General features: G+C 39.6%; 21 protein-coding genes. 16 read left to right on the top strand and 5 right to left on the bottom strand.

Annotation, left to right across the window (positions count from 1 at the left end):
• The first annotated feature begins 44 nt into the window (after positions 1 to 44).
• From ilvA to tatC, 3 genes are all read left to right on the top strand, one after another.
• Positions 45 to 1,313 (top strand): threonine ammonia-lyase IlvA, encoded by a 1,269-nt coding sequence (gene ilvA / locus ACQKKK_RS11440; RefSeq protein WP_427616297.1) that lies wholly within the window; start codon positions 45 to 47, stop codon positions 1,311 to 1,313.
• Positions 1,314 to 1,506: 193 nt separating this feature from the next.
• Entirely contained in the window at positions 1,507 to 1,695 is a 189-nt protein-coding gene (locus tag ACQKKK_RS11435) for a twin-arginine translocase TatA/TatE family subunit (protein ID WP_427616296.1), read from the top strand.
• An 89-nt stretch (positions 1,696 to 1,784) separates the two neighbouring features.
• Positions 1,785 to 2,537: a twin-arginine translocase subunit TatC gene (gene tatC / locus ACQKKK_RS11430; protein WP_427616295.1), complete on the top strand. Its 753-nt coding sequence runs from the start codon at positions 1,785 to 1,787 to the stop codon at positions 2,535 to 2,537.
• 92 nt (positions 2,538 to 2,629) lie between these two features.
• Here tatC and ACQKKK_RS11425 read toward each other — a convergent pair whose 3' ends face one another.
• The 3 genes from ACQKKK_RS11425 to ACQKKK_RS11415 form a co-directional block, all read right to left on the bottom strand.
• Entirely contained in the window at positions 2,630 to 2,857 is a 228-nt protein-coding gene (locus tag ACQKKK_RS11425; RefSeq protein ID WP_427616497.1) for an IS3 family transposase, read from the bottom strand.
• A 103-nt stretch (positions 2,858 to 2,960) separates the two neighbouring features.
• A complete protein-coding gene (locus tag ACQKKK_RS11420; RefSeq protein WP_427616294.1) occupies positions 2,961 to 3,125 on the bottom strand; it encodes an IS3 family transposase in 165 nt (54 codons plus the stop codon).
• A gap of 365 nt (positions 3,126 to 3,490) precedes the next feature.
• Positions 3,491 to 3,694 (bottom strand): transposase, encoded by a 204-nt coding sequence (locus ACQKKK_RS11415; RefSeq protein ID WP_427616293.1) that lies wholly within the window; start codon positions 3,692 to 3,694, stop codon positions 3,491 to 3,493.
• Between the two features lie 163 nt (positions 3,695 to 3,857).
• On the opposite strand from ACQKKK_RS11415, the gene ACQKKK_RS11410 reads away from it, so the two are divergent.
• The 5 genes from ACQKKK_RS11410 (at position 3,858) to ACQKKK_RS11390 (ending at position 7,621) form a co-directional block, all read left to right on the top strand.
• Positions 3,858 to 4,121, top strand: coding sequence for a DUF2535 family protein (locus ACQKKK_RS11410; protein WP_427616292.1), 264 nt, complete (start codon positions 3,858 to 3,860; stop codon positions 4,119 to 4,121).
• Between the two features lie 216 nt (positions 4,122 to 4,337).
• Positions 4,338 to 5,180 (top strand): DegV family protein, encoded by an 843-nt coding sequence (locus tag ACQKKK_RS11405; protein ID WP_427616291.1) that lies wholly within the window; start codon positions 4,338 to 4,340, stop codon positions 5,178 to 5,180.
• A gap of 153 nt (positions 5,181 to 5,333) precedes the next feature.
• Positions 5,334 to 5,924, top strand: coding sequence for an SCO family protein (locus ACQKKK_RS11400; protein ID WP_427616290.1), 591 nt, complete (start codon positions 5,334 to 5,336; stop codon positions 5,922 to 5,924).
• A 273-nt stretch (positions 5,925 to 6,197) separates the two neighbouring features.
• Positions 6,198 to 7,040, top strand: coding sequence for an SGNH/GDSL hydrolase family protein (locus ACQKKK_RS11395; RefSeq protein ID WP_427616289.1), 843 nt, complete (start codon positions 6,198 to 6,200; stop codon positions 7,038 to 7,040).
• Positions 7,037 to 7,621, top strand: coding sequence for a YpmS family protein (locus ACQKKK_RS11390; protein ID WP_427616288.1), 585 nt, complete (start codon positions 7,037 to 7,039; stop codon positions 7,619 to 7,621). The genes ACQKKK_RS11395 and ACQKKK_RS11390 overlap by 4 nt, the downstream gene beginning before the upstream one ends.
• A gap of 54 nt (positions 7,622 to 7,675) precedes the next feature.
• Here the strand turns inward: ACQKKK_RS11390 and ACQKKK_RS11385 are convergent, their stop codons facing one another.
• On the bottom strand, positions 7,676 to 8,416 hold the full coding sequence (locus tag ACQKKK_RS11385) for a DUF4397 domain-containing protein (protein ID WP_427616287.1): 741 nt from the start codon (positions 8,414 to 8,416) through the stop codon (positions 7,676 to 7,678).
• Positions 8,417 to 8,637: 221 nt separating this feature from the next.
• Between ACQKKK_RS11385 and msrA the strand changes: the two genes are divergently transcribed.
• Both msrA and msrB read left to right on the top strand, forming a co-directional pair.
• Positions 8,638 to 9,129, top strand: coding sequence for a peptide-methionine (S)-S-oxide reductase MsrA (gene msrA / locus ACQKKK_RS11380; RefSeq protein WP_427616496.1), 492 nt, complete (start codon positions 8,638 to 8,640; stop codon positions 9,127 to 9,129).
• A complete protein-coding gene (gene msrB, locus ACQKKK_RS11375; RefSeq protein ID WP_427616286.1) occupies positions 9,119 to 9,547 on the top strand; it encodes a peptide-methionine (R)-S-oxide reductase MsrB in 429 nt (142 codons plus the stop codon). Before msrA ends, msrB begins: the two co-directional genes overlap by 11 nt.
• A gap of 53 nt (positions 9,548 to 9,600) precedes the next feature.
• Here msrB and ACQKKK_RS11370 read toward each other — a convergent pair whose 3' ends face one another.
• Entirely contained in the window at positions 9,601 to 10,689 is a 1,089-nt protein-coding gene (locus tag ACQKKK_RS11370; RefSeq protein ID WP_427616285.1) for a GDSL-type esterase/lipase family protein, read from the bottom strand.
• Between the two features lie 309 nt (positions 10,690 to 10,998).
• Here ACQKKK_RS11370 and ACQKKK_RS11365 point away from each other — a divergent pair, with 309 nt between their 5' ends.
• The 6 genes from ACQKKK_RS11365 (at position 10,999) to ACQKKK_RS11340 (ending at position 15,918) form a co-directional block, all read left to right on the top strand.
• Positions 10,999 to 11,148 carry a YjcZ family sporulation protein gene (locus tag ACQKKK_RS11365; RefSeq protein ID WP_427616284.1) on the top strand — a complete coding sequence of 50 codons (150 nt, stop codon included), beginning with the start codon at positions 10,999 to 11,001 and terminating at the stop codon, positions 11,146 to 11,148.
• A 356-nt stretch (positions 11,149 to 11,504) separates the two neighbouring features.
• Entirely contained in the window at positions 11,505 to 12,479 is a 975-nt protein-coding gene (locus ACQKKK_RS11360; RefSeq protein ID WP_427616283.1) for a S66 family peptidase, read from the top strand.
• A 221-nt stretch (positions 12,480 to 12,700) separates the two neighbouring features.
• Positions 12,701 to 13,030, top strand: coding sequence for a hypothetical protein (locus tag ACQKKK_RS11355; RefSeq protein ID WP_089364046.1), 330 nt, complete (start codon positions 12,701 to 12,703; stop codon positions 13,028 to 13,030).
• A 178-nt stretch (positions 13,031 to 13,208) separates the two neighbouring features.
• Positions 13,209 to 14,573 (top strand): aspartate aminotransferase family protein, encoded by a 1,365-nt coding sequence (locus ACQKKK_RS11350; RefSeq protein ID WP_427616282.1) that lies wholly within the window; start codon positions 13,209 to 13,211, stop codon positions 14,571 to 14,573.
• Positions 14,573 to 15,286: a CoA transferase subunit A gene (locus ACQKKK_RS11345; RefSeq protein WP_427616281.1), complete on the top strand. Its 714-nt coding sequence runs from the start codon at positions 14,573 to 14,575 to the stop codon at positions 15,284 to 15,286. Before ACQKKK_RS11350 ends, ACQKKK_RS11345 begins: the two co-directional genes overlap by 1 nt.
• Positions 15,253 to 15,918 carry a 3-oxoacid CoA-transferase subunit B gene (locus ACQKKK_RS11340; RefSeq protein WP_427616280.1) on the top strand — a complete coding sequence of 222 codons (666 nt, stop codon included), beginning with the start codon at positions 15,253 to 15,255 and terminating at the stop codon, positions 15,916 to 15,918. Before ACQKKK_RS11345 ends, ACQKKK_RS11340 begins: the two co-directional genes overlap by 34 nt.
• Positions 15,919 to 15,925: the final 7 nt, after the last annotated feature.

Raw genomic sequence — 15,925 nt, 5'->3', positions numbered from 1 at the left:
TGCTATAATGATTGAATTGATTAGGAAGGAAATGAGGGATTGTTATGAATCAGACTGCATCCATGAATAGGGGGATTCAATTGGAAGATATTCTAATTGCCTATAGAGAACTAAAAGAGATCGTTTTACACACTCCTTTACAAAAAAATCAGAGGCTCTCTGAAAAATATGAATGTAATGTATATTTAAAACGCGAGGATCTTCAACACGTACGTTCCTTTAAATTAAGAGGGGCTTACTATAAAATGAAAAGCTTGACCAAGGAAGAGACGAAGAATGGAGTCGTTTGTGCCAGTGCAGGAAATCATGCACAAGGAGTTGCGTTTTCCTGCAGTCAATTAGGTATCCACGGGAAAATTTATATGCCTGCTACAACACCAAGGCAAAAAGTCGATCAAGTTCAGCTATTCGGTAGGGATAATGTGGAAATCATCCTGATCGGAGATACATTCGATGATGCATTTGCCATGGCGATGGAATGCTGTGAAAAAGAAGATCGTTCCTTTATCCATCCATTTGACGATGAAAAGGTAATCGCCGGGCAGGGGACAACGGCTGTAGAAATCCTGAATGATTGTGAAGATGGAATCGACTATGTATTTGCAGCTATCGGCGGTGGCGGTTTAATGGCCGGATTATCAAGTTATTTCAAATCGGTTTCACCAAAAACGAAATGCATTGGAGTGGAGCCGCTTGGTGCTGCTTCGATGAAATACTCCTTCGATGAAGGTAAAGTTTCTGAACTTGAAAGCATAGATACATTTGTTGACGGAGCAGCTGTCAAGTGTGTGGGACAGATGACATATCAGCTCTGTAAGGAAAACCTGGAAGATATCGTTGTCGTTCCTTCAGGGCAAATCTGCACGACGATTCTCGATTTATATAATCAGCATGCGATTGTCTCTGAGCCGGCTGGGGCCATATCTGTAGCCGCTTTGGATTTGTACAAAGAACAAATCAAAGGCAAAACGGTTGTTTGCATGGTAAGCGGAGGGAATAACGACATTGGGCGCATGCAGGAAATTAAGGAGAAATCCTTATTATATGAAGGCCTGCTTTATTATTTTATCGTGAATTTCCCACAACGCGCTGGAGCTTTAAGGGAATTCCTTGATGAGGTGTTAGGACCGAATGACGATATTAGCCGTTTTGAATATACGAAGAAAAACAATAAAGAAAGCGGGCCGGCCCTTGTTGGTGTTGAGCTGAAGGATAAGAATGATTATGAAGGTCTCATTCTAAGAATGAACAAAAAAGGATTCTCTTTCGTTGAAGTCAATAAAGACAGTAATTTATTTCACTTATTGATTTAATCATGGACAAAGTGTTAAATTAGGATAGAATAATACTTAAGTTTTTACATTTTATTCTACCTGCCCAGTCGATAAGGGCATACTGTCGATAATTGTTACCATTCTATGACGAATTGCCAGTGCTCTTTCAATTGGTTGGAAATGGTATTATAATCGGGGTAGGGATAATTACAAAACCAAAGGGGATGTATCCATGTCGAACATTGGAGTACCTGGTCTAATTCTCATCTTAATATTGGCATTAATTATTTTTGGTCCGAAGAAACTACCAGAGATAGGCCGTGCTTTTGGACAGACACTTCGTGAATTTAAAAAATCCACGAGTGACTTAACAAAAGATGATTATGATGAAGATAAAAAAATACAACAAAAAAAATCATGAATGATTGAATGCTGGGCGTAAGATGGAATCGTCTTGCGCCTTTTTGCTGGAACAAAGATACGGATTTTCAGATGAAGGCGTGATCAACTTTGGAAGATAAAGAATTAAATATTATCGATCATCTCGATGAATTGAGAAAACGGCTCATCATTACAGCTGTTGCTTTTGTCATCTTTTTTATCGCCAGTTTTATTTATGTGGAAGATATTTACAAATGGTTCGTGAAGGATCTGGATTTTGACCTGATGGTATTGGGACCTAGTGATATTATCTGGATTTACTTTATGCTTTCAGGCGTCGTAGCCATTGCGGCAACGATACCGATAATTGCTCTGCAAATCTGGTTATTCGTTAAACCCGCTTTGATGCCAAATGAAGTAAAGGCGACCCTTGCCTATATTCCAGCGCTTTTCTTGCTTTTTATTGGAGGGCTTGCTTTTGGTTATTTTGTTATCTTCCCGACCATTCTTCATTTTTTGATTGAATTGGGCGATGGGATGTTCATAACCAGTTTTACAGCGGATAAGTACTTTTCATTCGTATTTAATATGACGATACCTTTTGCAGTTTTATTCGAGCTTCCTGTCGTTACCATGTTTTTGACCTCCATTGGTATAATTAATCCTTATGTGCTTCAAAAGCTAAGGAAGTATGCGTACTTTGTACTGGTTGTCATAGCGGTATCGATAACGCCGCCTGACTTTATGTCGGACTTTATGGTAATGGTTCCACTGCTGTTATTATACGAAATCAGTATTTCATTATCTAAAGTTGTCTATAAACGCAGGGTGAAGCGTGAAAGTTTGCGGGAAGAAGCATTAAACACCGAGGAAGGTTTATAAAAAAAGGCCCTTGAAGGCATTTGGCCTGAAGTATACCCCGAATAATGGACACTTAAAAAAGGTCACTTTAGGGACTAACCCTCGTAGACAGTTTAAAACGACTTAACCATCGAGATTCGATATTCAATCGGAGCCCGATCGTTAAGTCGTTTTAGGAACCGTTTGTAGTTATAATGAAAGATGTATATTTCAATTACTTGAATCTGTTCTTCTTCTGATTGAAAATAATTGAGATAAAACATTTCAGATTTAAAATGAGAGAAAAATGATTCGACACAAGCGTTGTCATGGCAGGTTCCTTTGCGAGAGCGGCTTTCGATGGCACCTACTGTTGAAGTTTGCGATGATAATCATGAGATGTGTATGGGAATCCTTGATCTAAGTGGATGAGGGCTCCTTACACATCTCTTTTTTGTGGCTAAATCAAGTGTTTCTAGAACAAGGTGTGCGATATGAGAGTTTCCAAGCAACGATTTCATTATTGTAAATGTTCTGGACCGGTATCCTTTGAAAAAAGCATCGCTTTTTACGAATGATTGATTCTATTTGAAGCTCTCGCATAAGTCTATATACTTTTTTGTGGTTCACTAAAAAGCATTCGTAAGGTAATTGTCATGGAGGGTAGCCATATTCCTTGTGCTTTATGTTAATTTGTTGTATCCGTTCACGTAATTTATCGTCCTTTGAAAGACTGAATTGTGTTTGAGGACTTGTTGAACGCCATTTATAGTAGCTGGAACGATTTAACTGAGCAATGACAATAAGCGAGAATCTTTGTATTGAGATCGTAGTTCTTCAATAATCTCGTACTTAGTCGTTTGAGCAAGGACACCTCCTAGTAGATTTGGGTCCTTCTTTATTAAGTATTCCAATTCTTCCACGCTATCGAATTTCGTACGAGAAACGGCCCTTCAATGGGTTTTTTAAGCCCTTGTTACCGCTGCTTTTCCCCTTTAGTCTGAAAAACCGTCAGTATCTTGATATTTTCGCACCCAATCCATTAACTGCGTTTTACTTTTAAGACCATATTTCTTCATATGAGCAGATTGGCTGCCCTCATTATTTAAATAACTTTGGACAACCTGTATCTTGAATTCCTCTGTATAAGTTTGAAAATTTATCCCCTTTTTTAACCATAATAAAATCCCTTCCAACATCCATGTTTTTTCATGGACGTTTCACACTGTCTACTTTAAGGGGATAATATCACTTATGGGTCTTTTTTCAAATGGATGTCAAGCGTGATTTGTCTGTTTTTTTACACATTTGAATATTTATACTTTTAGATTTATTGTGTATAATGTAAGCAATCGGTTAAAAATGAGGATTGATATATTGATGTTCAAATGCTTGGAATTCAAAGATTGTTTTGGACATAAGGTCACAATTACAGAAATACCTGTCTTACTGCCTAGTGATCCGAATTTTTTTATGTTGACCGTGCGTTTGGAAGTGTTTGTAAAGAAAGTTTTTGCTAATAAAGATCATAAAGAAAATTACTCATTTAAGCATTACTTAGCATCCGTACTCAAATGGCCCGTTTATAACAAGATTTTCTTTGGGAGCTTACTCAATAATGCGTGATGCGGACTGTCCCATAGCTAATATCTCCGATAAAAGAGATGCCACGAATGCCATGTTAAATCGGCTTGTGTTATGGTTAGCTCATGGGTCGGTTTTTTTTTGCGATCATTTCAATAGATGAGTATTCTCTCACTTGAAAAAAGATAACATTTGGTTTGAATGCGTAACTTGAATAGGTATAATACAATAGATATGTTAATTTAGGGATGTGTAATCATGAATAAAGTAAAAATAGTAACAGACTCAACAGTCGATATGACACCGGAAGAACTAGAATATTATGATATAACAATGGTTCCTTTATCGATCTATATAGATGGGGAAACTTTTTTGGATAAGGTTGAAATAGAACAAGAAGAATTCCTGAAAAGGATGAACCAGTCAAAAGAACTTCCAAAAAGCTCACAGCCAGCCGCAGGTACCTTTGTTGAGGTATATAATGAACTTGGAAAAGACGGCAGTGAGATTATTTCCATTCATATGACAGGTGGGATGAGCGGCACTGTACGCTCAGCGGAAAGTGCAGCAAGCATGTCTGAATCGAAGGTTACCGTTTTTGATTCGAAATTCATTTCAAAAGCGATGTCATTTCAGGTGATCGAGGCAGCGAAGATGGCGAAGGAAGGAAAATCGGTAGCAGAGATAATCGATCGCCTGGAACACATTAAAAAGCAGTCAAGTTTAATCATTGTCATAGAAACACTTGATAACCTCGTTAAAGGCGGAAGGATTGGCAAAGTTTCTGCTTTTATCGGTTCACTGCTGCACATAAAGCCGATTGCACTTCTGGATGATGGTGTACTGAATCCTGTATCCAAAGCCAGGAGCCAGTCACAGGTCGTGAAGTTCATCATCAAGAAATTCATAGAAGATACACAAGGAAAAAAAATTAGCGGCATTGGCTTTGTACATGCGAATGGGCTTGAAATAGCGGATAAGGTCCGCAAGGCTATTGCAGATTTAACAGGGTATCAAGACATAAAAATAGAAGCAACCACAGCCGTTGTCAGTACCCATACAGGTGAAGGCGCCATGGCAATCATGTATTATTGGGACTGATAAGGATAAAGCTGCATGAAATTGCGTTTGGCAGATGTCTTTCATTTATAAAATTGTTTTAAATTCGTAGAAAGTGTTGCTGTCCTCATTCCTTTTGGTCTGTTAGAATAAATGAAGTAACAGAATATTTTATACATAAAGGACGGGGTAGGGATGAGAAAGCTGCATTTGCTTATGGCAGCTATGGGGGCATCAATTTTATTGCTGTTGACAGCATGCGGTTCCAATGGTGTACCTGATGCTAAAAATTGGGACCTTGAGGATTTTAGTTACATTGATCAGGAAGGTAAACCTTTTTCAAAAAGTGATCTAAAAGGTAAGGTTTGGGTAGCGGATTTTATATTCACCAGCTGCGAGACGGTCTGTCTGCCCATGACTTCCAATATGACGAAACTGCAGCAGCAATTGAAGGATGAGGGTATATCGGATGTTGAGTTCGTTTCATTTTCTGTGGACCCGGAGATTGACAAGCCTGATGTTTTAAAAAAGTTTGGTGACCAATTTAATGTGGATTACAGCAATTGGCATTTTCTAACCGGTTATGGTCAGGAAGAAATCGAGCAGTTTGCACGGGATAACTTTAATCTAATCGTCAAAAAACCAGAAACGGAAGATCAGGTGATTCATGGGACCAGCTTTTTTCTAATTGATCAAGAAGGAAAGATCATGAAGGATTATACAGGTCTGCAGGATATTCCCTTTGATGAAATTATTAAGCATATTAAAATTTTACAGAATTATTGAACAGGTTAAATGACCTGTTCTTTCTGTTTTCATTTATTCATTCGGATTTCTGGTAGTGCCCATTGACGTTGTGAAAATGAGGTAATTGGTTTTTGAAGAATCAGCGGAAGTGAAGAATGATTTTACATGCTCAGTACATGCTAAATTTTATAGGACTAGCTTTTATTCCTTGCATTTTTCATATTGTATAGTAAGGAATGCTCAAGAAAGGTATATTGATTGCAATCTTTCGTTTTCTTCATGATATAATACATGGGTAGGAAGGTGAGGGTCATGAGGTACAGAATCACCTGTCTTTTCATATGCCTAGTTTGGATTTCCGGCTGCGGTCAAAGTGAAACGGCCTCAAATCAGCCAACTGTTCAGCAGAAAAGCATAGTTGAGCTAAGTAAAAAGGAAACCATTCCTGCCAGCTTTTTTCCGGACCCTGTGAAGATCGTATCGATAGGCGATTCCTTGACTCAAGGTGTCGGTGATAGTAAAGATAATGGCGGGTATCTGCCTTATTTACAAAATAAGCTGGAAAAAGAACCATCGATTACTTCCGTTGAGATGATTAATCATGGCATACGTGGAAATAGGACCGACCAACTATTGAAAAGACTGGATAAAGCTAGGATTAAAGAAGACATAAAACAAGCTGACTCGATTGTTGTTACGATCGGTGGAAATGATATCTTGAAGGTCTTTAAACAGAATTTCTCCAATTTGGAACTGGATCAGTTTGATTCGGCTAAATTAGGGTATGAAAAAAGATTGAGGCAAATCCTCGATAAGGTCCGTTCTGAAAATGATCATGCCCAAATTTACCTGGTGGGCGTATATAATCCCTTTTCCAAATGGTTCGCAGATTTTTATGAACTTGATATGATCATGAATGATTGGAATGAAAGCGGGAAAGAGATTATTAAGGAATATGATTCAGCCTATTTTATTGAAATAGCAGATATTTTCAAGGATTCCGAAGAGGATTTGCTTTATACCGAGGATTATTTTCATCCAAATGACCGCGGATATGAATTAATCGCGACAAGAATCTACAATGATATGGATATTACCACTATCGGAAAGGACACATTGGAAGCGAGTGCCAAAGGAGATGATGACCAAGAATGACAAATGTCAAATGGAAGACTTTATTTATTTCCCTATTAGCCCTAAACATCCTGGTCATCATGACTATTTTGATTTTAGTTAATTTGCCGACTAAAGATAAAGAACTGATACCAAAAGTAAGCCACGAAGAAGATATCCAATTTCAAATTCACACAAATCGGGAAGATCTGACAAGATTAATTAATCAGTATCTTGATAAAGAAGGCCTGACGGGATCCGTTCATTACGAAGTATATTTAACGGATGAAGTCGAGTTATACGGTACAATGCCATTTTTCAATCGTGAAGTGGAAATGAAATTGACTTTTGAACCAATTGCCCAAAAGAACGGGGATTTGATCTTAAAGCAAAAATCAATTGCTATCGGACGAATGAACCTTCCTGTTTCATATGTAATGAATATAATAAATGAGCGTTATAACATGCCGGATTGGGTAAGCATCAACCCCAATGACGAAAGTATTTATGTATCATTACAGGATATGGACTTGAAAAGCGACATTAGGGTCAAGGCGAAAGAATTCGACCTTAAAAATGATGACATTTCATTTTTATTGACCATCCCATCTTCATTACAGTGATAGTGAATAAATGGATAAAAAACCAGGATTAATGCATCCTGGTTTTTTATTCATTTATGGAGAGAGTGTTACGGTTTCCAGCGTGGATGATTCCCGATTCAATCCGATTAAATAAAGGGTTGAGGGAGTATTTTTGCGGAAACTATTATTTGGCAAATGAAGCGCAATCTCTTTTGTCCCAGCTTTCCTCACTTCAAAGTCGACTATCATGGGATGTATATTAAGATATTCGCTTGCTTTTCTGAAATGGAGATTTTCAAAAACGACATCACCATCTTTGACGGCAATATCTACCGACGGTAAATCATCTGAAAGATGGATGAATCGGACCTTGGCTTCATTTTGAGGAACAAACGGATTATCTTCGAAAGTTAACATTTTCAACGACTCATTAGCCAAGGTAGCGGCTACGGTATAAGACCTCCCGCTTTCGAGCGTCACTTTACGGCTTAAAAGTGAGGTGCTTTGCCCGCTGCGGTATATATCCAATTGGTAATCGCCAGGGGGGAATGTCGAATAACTATTGTTCTCTTTATATGAGAAATCTTTAAGAATACGCATTTCATTTACATAAACATCAAACGATGGAGCTGTTGGGGCAGCATGAATAATGCGAACATGTGCAGGCAGTATGACATTCATTTGTTCAAAGCTCAATTGTTGTGTTGCTTTTTCGAGACTTTTCAAATGTTTATGGTAATAATAATCATGCAATTGCGGATTGCTGTATTTATAATAAGACGATAGTAAATCATAAGTTACCGCTTTTTGTAAATATGATTGTTTATCGCTCATTTCTTACACCTCTCATTTTTCCATTATGATCCCATCATATGGTGATATGCTTGGGCGTGTGTCTGGAAACATTTTTGTTAATAGGGACGATTGACAAATTATTTTACAGGGCAAAATAAAAACGTTAAAATGCAATCAATGGTTTGTTTGTAAAAAAGGGGGATTTTCATTTGACAAAGCAATTAGGGAAAGCAACATTCGCAGGTGGATGTTTCTGGTGCATGGTGAAACCGTTCGATGAGCAGCCTGGTATCGAATCCGTTATCTCGGGTTATACTGGCGGGACTACGGAAAATCCTACTTACAAAGAAGTTTGTTCTGAAACTACGGGACATTATGAGGCTGTTCAGATTACTTTTGATTCAAGTGTATATCCATATGAAAAAATAATCGAGATGTTTTGGCAGCAAATTGACCCGACAGATGCTGGCGGGCAATTTCATGACCGGGGAAGTTCTTATCAAACGGCCATTTTTTATCATGACGAAAACCAACGTGAAATTGCTGAAGCATCCAAAGCTAAGCTGCAGGCGAGCGGGAAATTTTCCAAACCGATCGTAACGCCGATTATACCAGCTCAAACGTTTTATCCAGCTGAGACATATCACCAGCATTATTATAAAAAGCAACCTGAGCATTATGAAAGATATTCGATTGGCTCAGGCCGAAAAGCATTTATACAACATCACTGGGGGGAAAAAAATGAAAAGTAAAGAAGAATTAAAACAGAAACTTTCAGCGATTCAATATGAAGTCACGCAAAATAATGGTACGGAACCAGCTTTTAACAATGAATATTGGAACTTGAAGGAGGAAGGGTTATATGTAGACATCGTTTCAGGTAATCCTCTTTTCACTTCAAAGGAAAAGTTTGATTCAGGCTGCGGTTGGCCAAGCTTTACTAAACCGCTAAAGGAAGAGGAAGTGGTGGAAAACCTTGATTCGAGTTACGGTATGAGAAGAATCGAGGTTCGCTCAAAAATTGCCGATTCTCATCTTGGTCATGTTTTCAATGATGGGCCGGGACCATCGGGATTACGCTATTGCATCAATTCTGCCTCATTGAAGTTCATCCCGCTCCAAGACCTTGAAAAAGAAGGATACGGAGAATACAAAAAGCTTTTTGATTGAATGGAACCCCCCTGCCTGAGAATGATAGGGGGGTATTTATTATTGGATAGGATTCAATTGGTGATGATCGATGCGATCCGGACATATGGGATGATGGTAAGGTCCATTGCTTTAGTTCTGCCAGTCACCTCAAAACGGACCGTATGTGAACCGGGAGGAAGCCCATTTGTGACAAATAAATATCTTTCACGGGCAAATGGCCACCACGTATTCAAAGTCGTGGTTTCATTTCCATCGATCCATACTTTAACTTCCCCGCCATCGGGACTCCTAAGGAGTTTCACCCCAAGTATACTTCCATTGAAGTTATATTCAATCACACTGCCCTTTTCACTACTAGTAAAATAGCCGCCCCGTGGACGGAAACCGTTCATTTTTTCATAGTGGTCAATCTCCGATAATTTAATATCAGAATGGGCATGAAGCTTAGATGGAAGGTTTGCAACAGTCTTCCCCCGTTTTATATTATCCAGGAAGCGTTCATATATTGCATTAGCATAAAGTTTATAACCCAGCCCATTTGGATGAACCATATCTTTGGTCAACTGCTTTTCCGTATATCCTGAATCTTTGAATATTGGACGCATATCCACATTAGTTGCACCATAATGTTTGGATAAAAGTCCAATGGCTGACGCAAATTCCTCATATTTCAAGGAACTCTCTGTTATTGTGAACAATTCAGCATTAGGGTGGAGACGTTTTGCCTTTCTTATTAAAGCTTCATATGTCATGGTAAAATCATCAACATTCATATATTTGCGGTCATTTTCACCGAAAATGAAGAAAATCAAATCTTTATGGTCATGCTGCCTTCTTTGGGAAAGCTTAAATAGACCTTCAAAAGCAGTGGAGCCGCTTTGGACCACGTAATCTCCGTGTAAAGGAATATCATTGGTTTCAATCATCTTATTTTCTAACTGTTTGAACCATGTTAGATTAGGATTTTCAGCTCCTGACCCTCTTCCGATACTGTCACCAATAACGAGATACTGAATGGGCTGGCCAGTTTGGAATCTTTGATAAACATTTACTGAATCATCTGATCCATATGTTTTAGGAGCTTTTTGAAGGGCATAGCTGATGAGAAGGATCGTGGCGATTGCAGCGAAAGGGATGAAGGATTTTGCGTTCTTTTTCAATTATGTTCCCCCGTATTAACCTTTTATGTATCTATATAGGTATGAGATAGCTTAAAGAGGCTAAGAAATGTTTTATCCTTATTATATCCCAATTTTAAAGTAACACAATAAATTATGAAACGTTTTTTTGACATTTTGGATGGTGCTCCTGGTGGTTCTCCTATTGTAAGTTTAACGGTTATGAAGGTGTTGATTACATAAGTTTTTTCTTAAATTCAAAAAAATAGGCAAATGCACAGACCGAGGCGGGCGTAATGACATATGGTAAGGTGTAAAGAGAAATCAGAATTCTAAAAGGAGTGGAACTTAATGTACGGATATGGTGGATATGGTGGAGGATATGGTTATGGTGGTGGATTCGGTGGCGGCTGCGGTGGTTGCGGATTTGGATCAGGCTTCGCATTAATCGTTGTCTTGTTCATTCTGTTGATTATCATCGGTGCTTCATTCTGTTGCTAATTGAATAACTAAAAGACCAGTTGATAAAGCTGGTCTTTTCTTTATGTAGGGAATTTGGTGGTTTGACTGGGGATCTTTATAAAATCCATTATTGTACTGATAGGGCAAAGGTAAATACAGTACAGGCAATTATACATAACCATTCTTTTTTCCAATACGGCACAACGGGAATGACGAGAAGATAGCAATATGAGGAAAACGGGGCCAAAAGGATTCGTAAGGAAATTATGATTCCTAGTTTTTTTGTAGGGGATATTTGGAAAAGTGAATTTCAGTACTTAAGAGTCTTGGTTTTTCTTTATTCACCTTTTCTGCTAAAATAACGACAGATGTAATTAATTTAGGGGGATAAAGATATGAAACCTTCCCATTTACAAGCAGGGGATGAAATTCGCGTAATTGCTCCTTCAAGAAGTTTGGCGATTGTCAAAGGGGAACAGCGCAGATTGGCAGAAGAAAGATTGACTGAGCTTGGTTTTAAAGTGACATATGGTAAAACGGCTTTGTTCCATGATGACTTTTTCTCGAATTCGATTGAAGACCGGGTCGAAGATTTGCATGAGGCCTTCAGGGATCCTAATGTTAAGGGAATCTTTACAGCCATCGGGGGGTATAACGCTAACCAATTGTTACGATATATCGATTACGATTTGATAAAGGAAAATCCAAAAGTGTTGATGGGGTATAGTGATATAACCGCAATTTTACTGGCCATTCATAAAAAAACAGGCTTAACTACATACTCAGGTCCTCATTTCTCGACGTTCGGGATGAAGGCTGGTCTGGAATATACGATGGAATATTTTAAAAAGGCAGTTATTGAAAGTGAAGGCTTTTATCTTGATCCAAGTGAAACGTGGAGTGATGACTCTTGGCATTTAGAACAGGATGACCGAACTTTCCACCCGAATGCTGGATATATGGTCATTCAGGAAGGCGAAGCGGCTGGGACGATCATTGGGGGAAACCTTTGTACACTCAACTTATTGCAAGGTACAGAGTTTATGCCTTCTTTAAAGGACAGTATCCTTTTCATAGAAGATGACGAAGAAAGCCATCCATTCAGCTTTGACCGGGATTTACAATCCTTGCTGCATCAGCCAGAAGCAAGTGGGATTAAAGGAATCGTCATAGGCCGTTTCCAAAAGGATTCGGGAATGACTGAATATGCTTTGCAGGAAATCATTGCTTCCAAAAAAGAGATAAATGGGATACCTGTAATTGCTAATGCCAATTTTGGTCATGTACATCCATTTGTGACGGTGCCGGTTGGTGCAAGTGCAGTAATGAAGGTGGAGAACGGAAAAGCAACGATCCAAATCCATTCATGATACAATTTGATGACGCCGTTCAAAAAGTGGACGGTGTTTTATCTGTTCAGGGTATGTATAAATGTATTTTTCATTTTGGAGTATTTTAGGAGTCATTCCGCTTACCAACACTGGAAATAGTCCTATTTTACAAGCATTATTAGGGAATATGAGTCTAATTGTTCAAATTCTATATTTTTCTGATATAATACTAAGAGATTTAAAATAGAAAAGGTGATTATGTGTTATTAACAATTCCCGCATCCATTCGTTTAGAAGGGGCTTTGGCCGAGTATAATAAAAAAGGCCGTGTGAGCCATACATGTTTCGTATGTAACGAAGACACTTCTAATGGGGATGCAAGTAACTTGAACTACTATAAGTTAGGAACCAAAAAAGTTTGTCATTCCTGCATGAAAAATGTTTTGCGTCATCCGTCTTTAAAAGAGTATGAATATGTACATACTTCAGTTATCGATAAAACTGCTTTTTATAAAAATGTGCTGGCTGTTTTAAAGGATGAAAGTTTTTTGGAGTCAATTCGTGAAGAAAAACTAAATAGCGTATTGTAAGAAAAAAGTGTATCTCTTGTGGGATACACTTTTTTTGTCCCATTTTTTTCCTGGACATAAAACTAAGAAAATTATCCGTTTACATGCATAGGTCAATTTCCTTAGCAAGATTGCCTTCATCTGGACATACACTTTACAATATTGCATTTGTTTATAAAGAGAAGGAGTGTGTGGGCTTATGGAGCAGTCTTCATTGATCAAGCCGGTCCTGGGAGGAGCCTACCCGACTATCAGCCATGGTCAGGGAGTGTTTTTATACGACAAAGAAGGAAAGGATTACCTGGATGCTTCTTCCGGTGCTGTTACTGCCAACATTGGGCATGGAGTCCAGGAAATCATGGATGCGATGGTAAAACAGGCAAAACAGGTTTCATTTGTCTATCGTTCCCAATTTACCAGTGAAGCTGCAGAGAATCTTGCCGGAAAAATTGCTAAATTGACCAAAGGGGATCTGACATATAGCTTTTTTGTAAACAGCGGCTCCGAAGCGACTGAAACTGCATTGAAAATTGCCATCCAGCATTGGCAGGAAAAAGGGAAGCCCAAGAAACAGAAAGTCATATCGAGGTGGATGAGCTACCATGGCATCACGATGGGGGCTCTTTCAATGTCTGGCCATCCGATTCGCCGGGAACGATTTACTCCTTTACTTGAATCATATCCTTCTGTATCTCCTCCATATTGTTACCGGTGTCCACTTCAACTTGATCCCCATACGTGCGGTATGGCCTGTGCTTCTGAATTGGAAGCGTCGATCCGGCGTATTGGCAGTGAAAATATAGCGGCTTTCATCGCAGAACCTGTTATTGGAGCAGCCGGAGGTGCCATTGTTCCTCCTGATGGTTATTTTCAAAAACTCAAGAAAATCTGCGAAGAGAATGATATTTTATTCATTGCCGATGAAGTCATGACTGGATTTGGGCGTACCGGTAGGCTGCTTGCTTCCGAATATTGGGATGTGGAACCTGATATCGTAACATTTGGCAAAGGAATGAGTGGCGGGTATACTCCGATAGCTGCCGCAGTAATGACCAAAAACGTGATGGAGCCAATAATCAAAGGCTCGAAGTCAATTATCGGAGGCCATACGCTCAGTGCAAATCCATTATCATGTTCGGTTTCTTTGGCCGTTTTAGAATATGTCGAGAAGAATGAACTTGTCGAAAAATCAGCCGATAGAGGAAAGGGCCTGATTAGGGGCCTGAAGAAGTTAGCTGGGAAGTATTCCTTTATTGGTGATATACGTGGCAGGGGTTTATTGATTGGCATCGAATTTGTCCAGGATAAAGCCACGAAGTCCCCATTTCCGAAGGAGGCCGATGTGACCAATGAAATCATTGAATTGGGAATGAGGAACGGAATACTGCTGTATCCCGCAGCAGCAGGCCTTGACGGTGTGACCGGGGCAGCCATCATCATCTCCCCCCCGTTAACGATATCGGAAGAGGAGTGTGCAGAATTGTTAATGAGGATCGATATAACTTTTCAGCAATTCAATGAATCCAAAGGAAAACGGCCAGCACAACAAGGAAGTGAGTCATAGTGCCGGAAAATACATTTCAGAAGATTTGTCGTTTGGAGGATGTCCTCCATCTCTTTAAAGATAATCAGTCCATCCTGTATGGGGGATTCGGTGGCATAGGGACACCTCCAGGATTGATCAATCTGATTTTGGAGTCAGGGATAAAGGATTTAACCTTGATTGGGAACGATACAGGTTTCCCTGATATAGGAATCGGAAAACTAGTCACCCAACGCCGTGCGAAAAAAATCATCGTTTCCCATATCGGTTCCAATCCAAATGCAGGACTATTGATGAACAATGGGGAGATCGAAGTGGAGTTCTCTCCGCAAGGGACGCTTGTCGAACGCATCAGGGCCGGAGGGATGGGGCTAGGTGGGATATTGACTGATATTGGAATTGAGGCCGATTTCGTTCGGGATGGCAAGCAAATCGTAAAGCTAGGTGAGAAAAATTATCTGGTGGAATCTGCATTAACTGCCGATATTGCCATTGTTTATGCAGAAATGGCAGATCCTTATGGAAATCTCATCTTTGATAAAAGCGCCAGGAATACGAATCCACTTGTAGCTGCGGCCGGACAAATCACTTTAGTCGAAGCCATGCAAATCGTTCCGCTTGGCTCTTTGGATCCAGAGGACATCATTGTACCGGGTGCCTTTGTGGATTATATCATTCCATCAAAAGGAGTCGATTGGAAATGGGTTTGGGAACCGAAGATAGAAATCGAATAGCGAAACGGGCAGCATCAGAAATTAGCGATGGGATGCTGGTCAATTTGGGAATTGGCATTCCATCCCTTGTACCGAATCATCTTTTGAATGACCATAAGGTTATGTTTCATGCTGAAAATGGCCTTGTAGGTATTGGCAGTTCTCCTGAAAAGGGTAATGAAGATGCCCATCTTTGCAATGCTGGGGGACTGCCGATCACCATTAGAGCGGGGGCTTCCTACTGCGACAGTACGGTTGCATTTGGGATGATACGGCGCGGCAGGGTGGATGTCACGATTCTTGGAGCCCTTCAAGTAAGTGAAGTGGGGGATCTCGCTAATTGGATTGTCCCGGGAAAACGGGTGCCAGGCATGGGAGGTGCCATGGAATTGGCTGCTAAGGCAAAAAAGGTCATCGTCTTAATGGAACATACCGATAAAGCGGGCATGTCTAAATTAGTCAAAAAATGTACGTTGCCGTTAACCGCCAAGAAATGCGTACATATGATCATCACCGAGCTAGGAGTGTTTTCTGTAAATTCGGAAGGCCTTTTATTAACGGATGTATTTGAACCGTTCAGTATTCAGGAAATCAGGAATCGGACCGAAGCCTTGTTTACCGTCTCTGAAAACATCCATATTTTAAAAGAATGAGAGAGGA

Origin of the sequence: Peribacillus sp. NPDC006672, from assembly GCF_050274955.1 — a bacterium.
Taxonomy (GTDB): Bacteria; Bacillota; Bacilli; order Bacillales; family DSM-1321; genus Peribacillus.
Note: the sequence above shows the minus strand (reverse complement) of the source record. Positions and strands in the feature narration are given on the sequence as shown.